General features: G+C 64.7%; 12 protein-coding genes. 2 read left to right on the top strand and 10 right to left on the bottom strand.

From position 1 onward, the window contains the following. Positions 1-2,310, bottom strand: coding sequence for an ATP-binding protein (locus tag ABIA40_RS10630; RefSeq protein ID WP_404540955.1), 2,310 nt, complete (start codon positions 2,308-2,310; stop codon positions 1-3). A 155-nt stretch (positions 2,311-2,465) separates the two neighbouring features. On the opposite strand from ABIA40_RS10630, the gene xth reads away from it, so the two are divergent. Beyond that, positions 2,466-3,263 (top strand): exodeoxyribonuclease III, encoded by a 798-nt coding sequence (gene xth / locus ABIA40_RS10625; RefSeq protein WP_271537818.1) that lies wholly within the window; start codon positions 2,466-2,468, stop codon positions 3,261-3,263. A gap of 15 nt (positions 3,264-3,278) precedes the next feature. Here xth and ABIA40_RS10620 read toward each other — a convergent pair whose 3' ends face one another. From ABIA40_RS10620 to ABIA40_RS10595, 6 genes are all read right to left on the bottom strand, one after another. Then, a complete protein-coding gene (locus ABIA40_RS10620) occupies positions 3,279-4,106 on the bottom strand; it encodes a tetratricopeptide repeat protein (protein ID WP_157286102.1) in 828 nt (275 codons plus the stop codon). Beyond that, positions 4,093-5,814, bottom strand: a complete 1,722-nt coding sequence (ilvD, locus tag ABIA40_RS10615; protein WP_404540953.1) for a dihydroxy-acid dehydratase — start codon at positions 5,812-5,814, stop codon at positions 4,093-4,095. The genes ABIA40_RS10620 and ilvD overlap by 14 nt, the downstream gene beginning before the upstream one ends. Positions 5,815-7,329: 1,515 nt before the next feature. Continuing rightward, the gene (locus ABIA40_RS10610) at positions 7,330-7,587 is read right to left on the bottom strand and encodes a hypothetical protein (protein ID WP_036009816.1); all 258 of its coding nucleotides are present in this window, start codon (positions 7,585-7,587) and stop codon (positions 7,330-7,332) included. 121 nt (positions 7,588-7,708) lie between these two features. Then, entirely contained in the window at positions 7,709-7,921 is a 213-nt protein-coding gene (locus ABIA40_RS10605) for a hypothetical protein (protein ID WP_036044357.1), read from the bottom strand. 151 nt (positions 7,922-8,072) lie between these two features. Then, positions 8,073-8,249: a hypothetical protein gene (locus tag ABIA40_RS10600; RefSeq protein ID WP_167361664.1), complete on the bottom strand. Its 177-nt coding sequence runs from the start codon at positions 8,247-8,249 to the stop codon at positions 8,073-8,075. Between the two features lie 122 nt (positions 8,250-8,371). Next, the gene (locus ABIA40_RS10595; RefSeq protein WP_404540950.1) at positions 8,372-10,108 is read right to left on the bottom strand and encodes an adenylate/guanylate cyclase domain-containing protein; all 1,737 of its coding nucleotides are present in this window, start codon (positions 10,106-10,108) and stop codon (positions 8,372-8,374) included. A 318-nt stretch (positions 10,109-10,426) separates the two neighbouring features. Between ABIA40_RS10595 and ABIA40_RS10590 the strand changes: the two genes are divergently transcribed. Then, on the top strand, positions 10,427-12,607 hold the full coding sequence (locus tag ABIA40_RS10590; protein ID WP_271537806.1) for a lytic transglycosylase domain-containing protein: 2,181 nt from the start codon (positions 10,427-10,429) through the stop codon (positions 12,605-12,607). 176 nt (positions 12,608-12,783) lie between these two features. Here ABIA40_RS10590 and ABIA40_RS10585 read toward each other — a convergent pair whose 3' ends face one another. Genes ABIA40_RS10585 through ABIA40_RS10575 form a run of 3 tightly spaced genes read right to left on the bottom strand, consistent with a single transcriptional unit; the run spans position 12,784 to position 13,720 of the window. Then, the gene (locus ABIA40_RS10585; RefSeq protein WP_157283653.1) at positions 12,784-13,146 is read right to left on the bottom strand and encodes a hypothetical protein; all 363 of its coding nucleotides are present in this window, start codon (positions 13,144-13,146) and stop codon (positions 12,784-12,786) included. Next, positions 13,143-13,331 (bottom strand): hypothetical protein, encoded by a 189-nt coding sequence (locus ABIA40_RS10580; protein WP_271537802.1) that lies wholly within the window; start codon positions 13,329-13,331, stop codon positions 13,143-13,145. Before ABIA40_RS10580 ends, ABIA40_RS10585 begins: the two co-directional genes overlap by 4 nt. Then, entirely contained in the window at positions 13,328-13,720 is a 393-nt protein-coding gene (locus tag ABIA40_RS10575) for a hypothetical protein (RefSeq protein ID WP_244941489.1), read from the bottom strand. The genes ABIA40_RS10580 and ABIA40_RS10575 overlap by 4 nt, the downstream gene beginning before the upstream one ends. Between the last annotated feature and the right edge of the window lie 403 nt (positions 13,721-14,123).

Genomic DNA, 14,123 nt, shown 5'->3' with positions numbered 1-14,123 from the left:
CTACGCGCCCGTTATCTGCCTTTCCTCGTCCGTCCAGGCCACCTCGGTCGGCATCAACGCCGGCTGGAGCGGCGCGTCCTCCGACATGACGTGGCCGTCCAGCGCCCGCAGCAACGCTCCGACCAGCGCCGGCTTGCGCAGCGGCTTGGCCAGGAAGTCCGACATGCCGGCTTCGCGGCAGATCTTGATGTCCTCGGGGAAGGCATTGGCGGTCAGCGCGACGATCGGCAAGGTCTCGAAGCGCCCGCCTTGCGCGCGGATGGCCCGGGTGGCGGCGAGCCCGTCCATGTCGGGCATGCGCACGTCCATCAGCACGACATCGTAATTGCCTTCGCAGGCAGCCGCGACGGCTTCGGTCCCGTCGGTGACGACGCGCTGCTCGATGTCGAAAGCCCCCAGCATCTTGCTCACGACCATGCGGTTGACCGCATCGTCCTCCGCGACAAGCACCTTCAGCGGCCGGTCGAGACCGGCGATCCGGGCCTTGAGCTCGTCGGCTTCGTCGCGGCCGCCAGCCTGATCGGACGCCTGCGCCTGGCTCCAGGGCAGGACCAGCGTGAAACGGAAGGTCGAGCCCTCTCCCGGCGTCGAGATGACGCCGATCGTGCCGCCCATCTGCTCGATGATCCGCCTGCTGATGGCAAGGCCGAGGCCAGTGCCGCCGAAGCGGCGGCTGATCGAGGCATCGGCCTGGGCGAAATCGCTGAACAGCAGACCGAGCTTGTCGGGCGCGATACCGATGCCGCTGTCAGTCACCGTCCATTCGACGGTCGCCAGCAGGTCGCGCCGCGCCTGGCAGGTCGCCGATATCGTCACCTCGCCTTCGTCGGTGAACTTCACAGCGTTGGAGGCGAGATTGAGCAGCACCTGGCGGATGCGCGCGACGTCGCCGCGGAGCGTCGGCGGCAGGTTCGGATCGAGCTCGACCTTGACCGTGAGCCCCTTGCTCTTGGCGCTGGCGCGCACCACGGTCGCAACCGTCTCGACCAGCGCTTGCGGCGCGAAGTCGATCGCCTCGAACTGGAAGCGGCCAGCTTCCAGCTTGGAGAGGTCGAGAATGTCGTTGAGGATGCGCTGGAGGTTGTCGCCGGACTCGCGGATCGTGGCGACGGCCTCGCGCTGCTCCGGATCGAGCCTGGTTTCGAGGAGCATGCTGGCAAGACCGAGCACGCCGTTCATGGGCGTGCGGATCTCGTGGCTCATCACCGCCAGGAAGTCGGACTTGGCGCGGCTTTCGGCCTCGGCCTTTTCCGCGCGCCAGCGTTCGGTGACGTCGCGTCCGAAGCCGCGATAACCGAGGAAATGACCGTCACGGTCATGGGCCGGCTTCGCCGTCAGCGACCACAGCCGGGCCTCGCCGCCTGCGACGACCTTGAGATTCATCTCGTGCAGCGGCTCGGCCTGCTCCATCAGGCCGACGATGTTGTAGGCCGCTGACTTGTCCTCGGGGCAGAGCATGTCGAGCACGTCGGCGAACTGCGCGCCTTTCAGCAGCGGAAGCGGCAGCTGCGCGACGTCCGCGAATCGTTGCGGCACGTCGACGAGACGTCCCTCGGCATCGGTCTGCCAGAGCCAGTCGCTGGCGTTCTCCTGAAAATCCTTCAGCAGCAGCGAGATGATCTCCGTCTGGCGCTCGAGCTCGAGCTGGGCCTTGAGATTGCCGAGGAAGAGGTTGCCCTGGGAGACGATGTTACGCGCCATGAAGAATGCGAACAGCAGCAGGAACACGGCGGTCACCAGATATGGGCCGGTGCCGCACAGGAGCAGCGCGCCGGCGCAGGCGATCGTCATGGTCGCGAGATAGACGAGGCCCGCGCGCGGGAAGGTCGAGAGCGTGAAGGCGCCGCCGGACATCATGCCGACCATCAGGCAGGCGAGGAGCAATTGACTGGTCGGCTCGATGCGGCTGAACAGAGCGAGCGGCAGCGCGCCCCAGATCGCGGCGAGAAAAAACGCCTGCCGCAGCGTCTGCCGCGCCGCGCGGGGCGAAGCCTCCTGCGGCGGGTCCTGATGCGACCTGTGCCACGCGCGCACCGCGAGCGAAGCGGTGACGGCGAGCGTCAGGCCCCAGATCGCGAGGAAGTCGTTCCAGCCCCTGCCCCAGAACAGGATCAGTACGATGGCGACGTTCAGCATCGTCACCGCCATCGTCACGGGGATCAGCTGGGTCACCGCGTCGATCTGTTTGGCGCGGATGCGCCGGATCTCGCGCTCGCTGAGATCGGCGGTCAGACCGTCCTCGATCTCGAAGCCGCCGAGCCAATACAGGAACGCGCCGATCAGGCCGTCACGCGGCTGAGTTCGATTCATCGCCTTGTCCGGCCATCCATCCGAGGAACCTCTTGACGATCAATGGCCTGCGGCCTGCTTAAGCCGGGTTAATTTTGTGGGAGATTTTGCGGACGGCTTGACGGGCGCGTTTGCATTTTGTTCTAACCCAAGACCCCCTGCGCGGAGCCCTCCCAATGCCCATCAGAGTAGCCACCTGGAACGTGAACTCGGTCCGGCAGCGGATCGATCTGCTCCTGACCTGGCTGAAGGAGTGCCAGCCGGACATCGTCTGCCTGCAGGAGATCAAGTGCGTCGACGAGGCCTTTCCGCGGCTGGAGATCGAGGCGCTCGGCTACAACGTGGTGACGCACGGGCAGAAGACGTTCAACGGCGTCGCCCTGCTCTCCAAGCTCAGGTTCGACGAGACCAACTCGGGCCTCGCCGGCGACGACGAGGATAGCCATGCCCGCTTCCTCGAAGGCGTGGTGACGCTCAAGCGAGGCGTGCTGCGCATCGCCTGCCTCTATCTGCCCAATGGCAACCCGGTCGGGACCGACAAATATCCCTACAAGCTCAAATGGATGTCGCGGCTTCTTGATTATTCGAAGGAGCGACTCAAGGAGGAGGTCCCGCTGATCCTGGCCGGCGATTTCAACGTCATCCCGCATGCCCGCGACGTGCACAATCCGGCCGCCTGGACCGAGGACGCGCTGTTCAAGACCGAGACGCGGGAGAGCTTCCAGTCCCTGCTCGGCCTCGGCCTCAGCGACGCCTTGCGCGCCGTCACCGACGAGGGCGGGCTCTACACGTTCTGGGACTACCAGGCCGGGGCCTGGCAGAAAAACCAGGGGCTGCGGATCGACCACCTGCTGCTGTCGCCGCAGGCCAGCGACAAGCTCGCCAATGTCGGCATCGACAGCTATGTGCGAGGCTGGGAGAAGCCGTCGGACCACGTTCCGGTGTGGGCGGATCTGGATCTCGAGGCGGCTTGAGGCCGCCTCAGCCGATCACTCCCGACGCCCCTGCACCCATTGCTCCAGCATTTGCAGGGCCATGGCGCGGTCGTCGTCGGAGGCCTTGGCGAAGGCGCGGTTGTAGCTTTCCTTGATCCAGACCTCGTCGGCACCGGCGCTGTCGCGCGCCAGCGTCAGCCACATCAGGCCGCGCGCGGCCTGCCGCGGCAGGCGGTCGCCGTTGAACAGCATCTGGCCGAGCAAGGCCTGGGCCTGGTGCTGGCCCTTCTGCGCGGCGAGGCCAAGCCAGCGCGCGCCATAGCGGTAGTCCTCGCGCGAGGCGTCCGGGGTCTTCAGGTACAGACGGGCGAGGTCGTATTGCGCGTCCGCGTTGCCGAAATAGGATGCGGCATAGGAGAACATCTCGCGGGCGCGGTCCGGGTCGGCCTTGACCTTCGAATTCGGGATGCCGGCCAGATAGTAGCGGCCGAGCGCGACGAAGGCGTTGGCCACGATCTGCGCCTGCGGCGCCGACGGGCTGTCCTCGGCATGCGCATTGGCGATCCGGCTGAAATATTCGAAGGCCCGCAGGTCGTCCTGGGCGACGCCGTCGCCGTTGGCGTACATGCGGCCGAGCTTCCACTGCGCGATGGGGTGGCCGCCCTCGGCGGCATATTGCAGGGCGCTGAGCGAGGTCTCCTGGGTTGCGACCTGCGGCGGAACCTTGGTGCGCACCGCACCCGCAGCGCCGGGCAAGGTCGTCACGACCGGGATTGTCGCATCCTTGGGATTGACCGGCGAACCGTCGAAGGCGAACGCCGGCACGGCCAGCGCAGCCGCCCCCAACACAAACGCAACTGTGGCACGCCTAAATGTCCGCATAGCACTGTTTCTCGTGCGCGCCGCCCGGATGGGTCACTGCCCCCCCGATCGCCGGTCCAACCTGCTGAGCATATTTCCAGAGCGCACCCGACGTGTGGTTAGTCGCGCGGGCGCTCCATTTGGTTCTGCGCTGGGCGAGCTCGGCGTCGCTCAATTTTACGTTAAGGGTACCGGCCACCGCGTCGATTTCGATGACGTCGCCGTCCTCGAGCAGCCCGATCGGGCCGCCGACCGCCGCCTCCGGCCCGACATGGCCGATGCAGAAGCCGCGGGTGGCACCGGAAAAGCGACCGTCGGTGATGAGCGCGATCTTGCCGCCCATGCCCTGGCCGGTCAGCGCTGCCGTGGTCTGGAGCATTTCCCGCATGCCGGGACCGCCCTTCGGCCCCTCGTAGCGGATCACGATGACTTCGCCTTCGCGGTAGGTGCGGTTCTGGACCGCCTCGAACGCGTCCTCCTCACGGTCGAAGCACCTGGCTGGACCGGTAAACCTGAGGTTGGACATTCCCGCGACTTTCACGATCGCACCTTCTGGCGCCAAATTGCCCTTCAGGCCGACCACACCGCCTGTCACGGTGATGGGCTTGTCTGCCGGGTGCACCACGTCCTGGTGCGGATTCCATTTCACGCTCTTGAGGTTTTCAGCGATCGTGCGGCCCGTGACGGTAAGGCAATCACCGTGCAGGAAGCCGTTGTCGAGCAGCGTCTTCATCAGAAGCGGTATGCCACCTACTTCAAACATGTCTTTGGCGACATAACGGCCACCCGGCTTCAAATCCGCGACATATGGTGTCTTTTTGAAGATTTCAGCGACGTCGAACAGGTCGAACTTGATGCCGACCTCGTGCGCGATCGCAGGCAGGTGCAGCGCAGCATTGGTCGAGCCACCGGACGCGGCGACCACGGCGGCCGCATTCTCCAACGCCTTGCGGGTGACGATATCGCGCGGCCGGATGTTCTGGGCGATCAGGTCCATCACCTTCTCGCCCGCGGTCATGCAGAAGGCGTCACGAATCTCGTACGGCGCCGGAGCACCGGCCGAGTACGGCAGCGCCAGCCCGATCGCCTCTGAGACGGTCGCCATGGTGTTGGCGGTGAACTGCGCGCCGCAGGCGCCGGCCGAGGGACAGGCGACGCGCTCGATCTCGTCGAGGTCCTCGTCCGACATGGCGCCGACCGAATGCTTGCCGACCGCCTCGAACATGTCCTGCACGGTGACCTGCTGCCCACGGAAATTGCCGGGCAGGATCGAGCCGCCATAGATGAAGATCGAGGGCACGTTGAGGCGGACCATCGCCATCATCATGCCCGGCAGCGACTTGTCGCAGCCGGCGAGCCCGACGAGCGCGTCATAGGCATGGCCGCGCACGGTCAGTTCAACCGAATCGGCGATGCATTCGCGCGACGGCAGCGAGGAGCGCATGCCGTCATGACCCATGGCGATGCCATCGGTCACGGTGATGGTGCAGAATTCGCGCGGCGTGCCGCCGGCGGACGCGACGCCCTTCTTCACCGCCTGCGCCTGACGCATCAGCGCGATGTTGCAGGGAGCAGCTTCGTTCCAGCACGAGGCGACGCCGACGAAGGGCTGGTGGATCTGCTCGGTGGTCAGACCCATGGCGTAGAAGTAGGACCGATGCGGCGCGCGCGCAGGGCCTTCCGTCACGTGACGGCTCGGCAGCCTTTGCTTGTTGATCTTCGCGCCCATCGCAACCAGCTTCCCCTGCCAACCCTTTCAGACCCGAAAAATCAGAGCCAAGATTTGAATCGACCTTGGGATTTTCTCGTCGCCTTCGAAGACCGCCACTGCCCTTAAAACATTAGAGCGATTTTATTCATGTTCGGGTGTGGCCAAAAAGCGGCGGCGATGCGAACCGCCGGTGATGAGGGTTAAATCCGATGTGGGTGTTGCACAGGCAGCACAATCGTACCGGGAAGACACGGGCTTCCTTACGTGGATACCTCGCTAAAATGACGATCCACAACCTGAGATCTTTCGGAAGGCACAGAACATCCGCTCTGGACGACAGGCGGCATACCGGAAGTGAGTCGGCGGCGGCCCCACGCGAAGCGATGCACATCGCTCGTGTCCCGGACAAGCTGCAACGCGGGGCGTTGCGGCGCAGAGCCGGGACCCAGGGTGACATGGTACGGCGCAGATTGATGGGCCCCGGCTCTGCAGCGCATCGTCGAACCGGACGATGCTTCGCATCGCCGGGGGGACGCTGCGCTGCGTCCGGGGCACGAGAGAGTGTAGCGCTCGCACTCTCCTCCTCGTCGTTGCGAGGAGCCCTTGCGACGAAGCAATCCAGAATCCCGCCGCGGAAAGATTCTGGATTGCTTCCGCCTTCGCCAAAGGCTTCGGCGGACAAGTCGCTGCGCTCGCAATGACGGAGTGTGAGGCGACGCTGCGTTCTCCAAGTAACACTTGTCATTCCCCGCGAAGGCAAGGAATCCAGCACGCCGCGCCCCCTCGTTTCAATCACTGGCGTCTCGGCGTACTGGATCGCCCGCCTTCGCGGGCGATGACAGCGAGTGTGGAGGTGCAGACATGCCTTCGCATTCTCGCGGCTGATTTCGCCCGAGCTTTGCTTGGTCACTTCACCCTCTTTTCCAAGAGGGCGCAGGGAAGGCCGGGTGCCGGCGGCACCCGCGGTCCGCTGCGCGAAAAGCACACGCAGGAAGAACCGCACAGCAGCATACAGGTGAAGCCCAACACACGGCCTTCCCTGCGCGATGGTCGGACGGCTTATGCCGCGCTCTCCCGGGAGCCGAGTTCCCTCTGGCCTCCCTCGCTCCCGCGAAAGTCACCGGCACCGCGCCGGTTGACGCCAATGCCGCATTCGCCAGAGCTTGACCGTAGCAACGACGGCCAGGACCACACGGTTTTGCCGTACGCGCGGTTCGTTGGCGCCGCAGGGTTCGACGGCGTTGTGCACGTTGCCATCGAAATGCCGGCGCGACGAACCTGACAGCGCCGCTCGTCCGTACGAAGCTTAGGGGCTCACGGAGAGCAATCCGCCCTGCCCTCAGCTCTCGTACACGACGCTGCCGCGTCCACCGCAAGCCCGGCTCGCGACAATGACGACCTCATGATCGCCCCTCGAGATTGAGCCGGGATGGGCGACACATACGCCATTTCCGAATTTCGGTAAAGCGGAATATTTTTATGCGGGCGGGTTGACAGAGAAGCGAAACACCGACGAGACGACGACGCCGAACATCAGGACCGCCCGCGCGAGCGTTGCGCCTGGGCCCAGGCGACAGCGACATCGCGTGGCGGGGCATCCACGCGCTTGATGGGGGTCAATTCGCCGGAGGCCGAGACGATCGCCGTTTCTTCGCGGCGGCAACGCGTGCAGACGAAGCGGACCTCGTGCGGCGACGCCGACCAGCTCGACCGTTTCACATTGGCCGCCATCGGCCAGGCATCGCAATGCGAGCACGACACCAGAAATCGACCGGGATCGAGCATACCCATTCCATTGGACTCCGCGTCCTGCCGCCTCCTTCAATGATTAATGCATGTGAATCGTTCCGGTGCTCCAGCACCGCCGGCATTGGCTCGAGGGCCCTACCGGTTCCGCGCATCCGCAAAATGCTCAGCGAGCGCCCTTGAGGGTGCAGGAGGTCGTGCAGGTGACCGTCGTGCCGCGGTCGCACGTTTTGCAGGCGCTGACGCACTGGTTCATGTCGCGTGGATTGTAGCTGTAGTTGCGCAACGGACAGGCCGGCGTCGTCGAGCCGGTGATGTCCTGCTCCTGATCGCAGGCCGCCGTCATGAGCGCGAATATGATCACTGCAACGAGGCGCATGGGATTGCCCTGTCAGACATGGCAAATCACACTCACGAGGCGCGCTGCATTGCAGCGAACCCCGGCCTTCCCACCAACGAGTGTCGCCGACCGGCGGTGCTCGCTTGCTCCAAGGATGCGCGCCAAACGTTAAGAACGGATTTCAGCCGGCTCAGGCCGCAGCCGTCGTCGCGATCGCCTGCCGGATATCGACGGCCAGCTGACGGTACTGTTCCCCGAGCTTCAAATAGAACTCGCGCTTGCTGCTGTCGGTGGCGAGCTTGGCGATCAGCTCGCATTCGGCGGTGAGCGTCTCGAACCGTTCCAGCCTGTCTTCGAGATGTGTCATCGGCGTGTCCCCATCAGACGCCTCATGGACATCCAACCTAAGCCCGGGAAATAGGTCACGGCGAACATCGTTATGGAGTAGCATCTTTTTTCCGGCGCGGCGTGCCCGACCGCAAAGCACGGCTATTTCTGCTCCAGCCGCCAGACGCCGTCCCAATCGGGATCCGGCGGATTGGCCACAAATTGAGCGATGCGGCCGAGCATCGTGCGCGAGGGGCCGTCGCCGGGGACTGCCTCGAGCGCCGCGTTGAAGGCGGCGCGGGCCTCGTCGAAGCGCCGCGCACGATAGGCGGCGAGACCATCGGCATAATGCGTGCGCAAGCTCACTTGCGCATTGCTGAGCGCGCCTGGTCTCGCCATCAGCTCGAAGATCGCCTGCGGCGCGCTTTGGCCCGCGACCGCCAGACGATCGATCTCGCGCAATTCCAGGCGCGATCCGATCCCGTCCGCGGTCGCCTGCGAGATCAGGATGCGGGTGCCGTAGACCTTGTTGACGGCCTCCAGCCGCGAGGCGAGATTCACGGCATCGCCCATCACGGTGAAGCTCATCATCAGCTCGGAACCGATACTGCCGGTCAGGACCTCGCCCGTGGCGATGCCGACGCGAAGATCGCACGGCGCCGGCATGGCGCGGATGCCGAGCAGGTCCGGCAGCTGCTTCTGCAGCGCGGGCACCTGATCGGTCATCTCGACGGCGGCGAGCCCTGCGAGCAGACCCTGCTCATCCTCCTCGATGAAGGGCGGCCCCCAATAGGACATGATGGCGTCGCCGATATATTTGTCGATGATCCCGCGATTGTTCCTGATGGGAGCGGACATCACGGTGAAGTAGTGGTTCATCACCTTGACGAGGCCGCGCGGCGTCATGCCCTCGCTCATCGAGGTGAAGCCGCTCATGTCGCAGAACAAGATGGTCATCACCCGGCGCTCACCGTCGATGGCGACCTCCGGCCGGTCGATCAGGCCCTGCACCACCTTCGGGTCGATGTAACGGCCGAAGGTCTCGCGAATGCGCTCGTTGTGCCTGAGCTGCTCGATCATGCGGTTGAAGGCGGCAGCGAGCTCGCCGATCTCGTCCTGTGTCGAGACGGTGATGGGCTTGTCGAACCGGCCCGCTTCGACCTCGCGGGCGCCGGCCAGCAGCAGGCGCACCGGTCGCGTGATGCCGCTACTCACCAGCAGCGCAAACACGAAGCCGACGATCGCCGCGAGCAGGGTTACGACCCCAGAGACGATGATCGTCTGGTGCTGGCGGCCGATCACCTGAGACGTCGAGAAATAGACCTGCGCCAGCATGTCGGCGCGGATCGCATCGACCTTCCGGTTGAACGCATCGCGCAGCGTGTCGAGGTGTTCCAGCGTGCCGCGGGCCGCGGCCATATCCTTGGCCTCGACCTGCTTGAGCAGTTTCGCATTGCCCTCGTCGAGATCGCGCCGCAGCTCGGTGACGGAGCTTTCGATCCGGACGTCGAGCCGTGCCAGCGCGGCGTTGTCGGAATACGTCCTGGAGTCGTCGATGATCGCGTTGATGAGCTTGCGAGCGGCCTCGGCCTCCCGCTCGAAATTGCGGTCCAAGGCCTCGAAGTCGCGAAGCCGCGCCGTGTAGGCCTCCTCGTCCGACGGCGCCTCCATCCTGGTCATCACCATCCGCCGCTGCGCCAGCGCCCGTTCCAGCGAGCGGATGTTCGCGCGCGCCAGATGGCTATAGGCCGGGATGTAGCGGTTGGTCAGCTCGTCGAGCAAAATGCCGACCTGGCTGGACATCACCATCGACAGGATCGAGGTGACCAGCATCAGAACGATCAATCCGAGCGCGATGCCGACGATCTTGCGCCGGATCGACTGGTTGAAAATCGGCATAGGTACAGGGCAAAGGCTGAAAGGATGAAGCGAGGGAACTCATACACCGGATTTGGCCGAGGCAACACGTGCAATCTGGCCGTTCTGGCGTCCTGTACCGCGCGCAATCGTCGCGCGAAGCCTGCTCGTTAACAAAAGGTTAAAACCGCTGCCTCTTCCGTCCTTTCGGAAGTTCCCCAGCTCCTATCCGTATTTTGCCGCATTGTTGCGACAGCTTGAGGATGCGACACGATCCCGACGCATCGTTCGGTGTTTTGATTCGCAAGCCGCATGTCGCGGACCTTGGTTTGTAGTGGTTTTCGCAGGGGGGACCATCCAATGAACCAGTGCCTACGCTCGCTCGCGTGTGTCGTTGCCGTGGCCGCGATGGCCCTCCTTCCCACCGAGCTGGCGGCGAAGAGCAGTCAAAAATCATCCGCACCGAAGAAGACGCATGAGGCGAAAGCGGGCAAGCACCGCCACGCTTCCGCCGGCAAAGCGCGACACGGCAAGCACGCCGAGGCCAAGCGCAAATCGAAGAAGGCGGTCGAGGAGCCCGCGGCCAAGCCGGCGCTGACCGGCGATCTCGCCGCGCTGAAGGACGCCATCGACCTGACGCGCAAGGGCAAGACCGAAGACGCGAGCGCTGCGCGCGACCGCATCACGGACCCTGCCGGACAGAAGCTCGCCGACTGGTTCATGCTGCGCCATCCCGACAGTACCGCGAATTTCAAGCGCTACGCCGCCTTCCTCGCCGCCAATCCCGGTTGGCCGAGCAGCGCCCTGCTCCGCCGCCGTGCCGAGGCACGGCTGTGGCAGGAGAAGGCCGACGCGGCCATCGTGCACAAGTTCACGATGGATCGCCCGACCAGTGCCAAGGGCAAATTCGCACTCGCGCGCGTCCTGCTCGCCGAAGGCGAGACCGACAGGGCTGCGCGGCTGGTCCGGGAAACCTGGCGCGCGGAGGAACTGTCCGAGCGGAGCGAAGAGGATTCCTATGCGGCGTTCGGCGACCTTCTGTCCGCCGACGATCACCGCGCGCGCATGGACAAGCGCCTCGGCGCCAAGGATTATGCAGGTGCGCGGCGCGCGGCGAAGCGGCTCGGCGAGGACGCGCTCGCGATCGTGAAGGCCTGCGCCGCCGTCACCGGCAAGGCGAGCAAGGCCAAGGATCTGCTCGAGGATGTCGCGGCCGAGGAGCGACGCGATCTCGGTTACGTGCTGTGCCGCGCGCAGTGGCATCTTCAGAACGACCGCATCGACGACGCGGCCGAGGTGATCCTCGCTGCCAAGCCCGACATGATGGCAGCCCAGGACACCGACGCCTGGTGGCGCGAGCGCCGCATGCTGGCGCGCAAGCTGCTCGACCAGGGCAAGGCCAGGACCGCCTATGACGTGGTGCACACGGCCGCGGTGCCGGAAAAGGAGGTCTACCGCGTCGACTATCACTTCATGTGCGGCTGGATCGCGCTACGCTATCTCGACGATCCCAAGACGGCGATGGTGCATTTCGCCTCGATCGACGCTGGCTCGTCCAATCCGATCGCGCTGTCGCGGGCGCATTACTGGCGCGGCCGCGCGGCCGAAGCCATGGGCGCGACAGCCGACGCGCGCATGAGCTACCGGGCGGCGGCGCGCTATCACACCGCCTATTACGGCCAGCTCGCCCGCGCCAGGCTCGGCCTCGACGGCATCGAGCTGCGTCCGCCCTCGCCGGTGCTGGCCTCGACCGATGCGCAGCTTGCGGACGAGCGCGTGCGCGCCGCCGACATGCTCTACGGCATCGGCGAGCGCGACATGGTGTTCTATTACGCCGAGGATTTCGCCAAAGAGAGCACCGACGTCGCCGCGCTGGAAGCGCTCGGCGAGCTTGCGGGCCGGCGCAACGATGCGCGCGTGATGCTGGAGGTCGGCAAGACCGCGCTGGCGCGCGGGCTCGCGCTCGACCATTACGCCTTCCCGACCATCGGCATCCCCGAGCACAAGCAGGTCGCACCGGCGATCGAGACCAGCGTGATCTATTCGGTGGCACGCACCGAGAGCTCGTTCGAGCAGCGCGACAAGTCGCATGCCAACGCGGTCGGGCTGATGCAGGTGACGCCGGAAGCGGGACGCGACACCGCGAAGCGCTTCGGCCTGACTTACGACTGGGACAGGATGGTCTCCGACCCCGTCTACAACACGCAGATGGGCGCCGCCGAGCTCAGCGCGCTGTTCTCGGAATATCGCGGTAACCAGATCATGACCTTCGCCGGATACAATGCCGGCCGCGGCCGCGTGCGTGAATGGGTGCAGAAGCGCGGTGATCCCCGGGACCCCAACGTCGATCCGGTCGACTGGGTCGAGCGCATCCCGCTGTCCGAGACGCGCAACTACGTCCAGCGCGTGATGGAGAACGTGCTGGTCTACCGGGCAAGGTTCGAGGGCAGCAGCATGATCGCCGGCAAGAGCGACCAGCGCGTGGTGACTCACGAGGCCAGCGCAACGGAGCCAGCGGCGGCCGCAGCACCCATTCCCTGATCGACGCCGCCGGGGCTGGACGCGGCGCTTGCAAGGATACGGTGCTGCGGCTTCTACGCGCGTGCAGTCGCGCAGCTAAAGCGCGATGCGATTAGGATGAATCGTCATTGCGCTTTAGATTATTGTTTGAGCATGATCGTTTCGGAAAACCGCTTTACACTTTTCCGGATCATGCTCTAGGTGTCACCTCCTTCCATCGTGATCGGGTCGCGACTGTCCAAATATGCGGCGGTCAAAGCTCTCGCGAAGGTCCAGGCAGTGATCGTGCAGCTCCAGCACCAGACGGCACTCATCACCGTCAACGTCTGGATCATGCTGCCAGCGGCGAGCTCGACCTTGCCGGCAATTGGTTCCGTCCGCCCAGGCACCGGCCAGTGCATGAACAGCGTGGAGAATTCGCCGCGCCGGTAACAATCGTCGTCACAGTAACGGCGCTGCGTCCGCGCATGGCGGACATAGCCGGAGCGGAGCGACCGCGAGCATGTGCTGCACGCGGCCGCGTGCAACGGCGGCTCGTGATTGACCACCACGAATTTCATGAAGCCGCTCTCACGCCATCTTTCGCGAGCGTCTCGCAGAACAGCGCGTAGCACTGATGATCGCAGTAAGGCAGACGGGTCGCGATCTCGCGCAAATAACTGCTGCTGATCGGCTCGCAGCACTGCATACACGAGGTCTGCCGGAACGGGGTCCGGCCGTTGACCAGCACGAACGCGAATCTCATGTGGCACCTCCCAAAGCGAAGCAGTAAACGCTGTCGAGCGGAGACAGTGCGGGCGGTGGAGCGCACAGATGATTCCGGCCGTCCGGATTATCCCTGTTTCTCTCCACCTTTTGCGGTGGGATCAGAATGTATCTCCCGTCCTCCCGGCGCCGTGCATAGATCTGGTCGCCGATGTACTTGATGTCGGTCGGATAACAGTCGGCGCTGTTGCAGCAACTGACGCCCGGATTGTCCGGCATGCGCCAGGTCGAATAGAATTTTTCGTGCAGCGCCTGGTCCTGGGGCGGATGCCGGCGATGAACGGCACCGTGTCCTGCCTCCTGTCCGTGGGCGGCCGCGATGGGGGCGATGAGAACGATCCAGCAGAAGAGCTTGCATGAGCGGTTCAACGCACGGCCTCCCGGATCAGCTCTCCAATCCAGCCTTATGCGACCTGGGCCCGAAACAACCACCGGCGGTCGCGTTCGCTTCGCGTGCGGAAACGATCAACGCACTTCTTGGAGCAGAGCGCCGTGCGCCAGGAATAGTAGCGGATCAGGCCAAACTTGCCGCCGCACACCGCACAGCCATTCCCTGAGGAGCAACTTTCGGACTCCGATAGGCGACGCTCAGGAAGTACCGACATATCACACATTGCTGTCTCCCTCTGTTGCTTGCGCTTTTCTCAGTTGTTGCCTTCGAGACTTCCGATGGTCGCGAGGCTAGTCCGCCGGGCACGAAACGCTCAATTGTACGGAGGTAAATGGCCGACATGACTAGGAATGGAGGAGCTATACCTAGGTTTGTCCCGTA

The organism is Bradyrhizobium sp. USDA 223, from assembly GCF_044909005.1.
GTDB classification, from domain to species: Bacteria; Pseudomonadota; Alphaproteobacteria; order Rhizobiales; family Xanthobacteraceae; genus Bradyrhizobium; species Bradyrhizobium yuanmingense.
The sequence above is the reverse complement of the archived record's forward strand: the minus strand, read 5'-3'. Positions and strand labels throughout refer to the sequence as shown.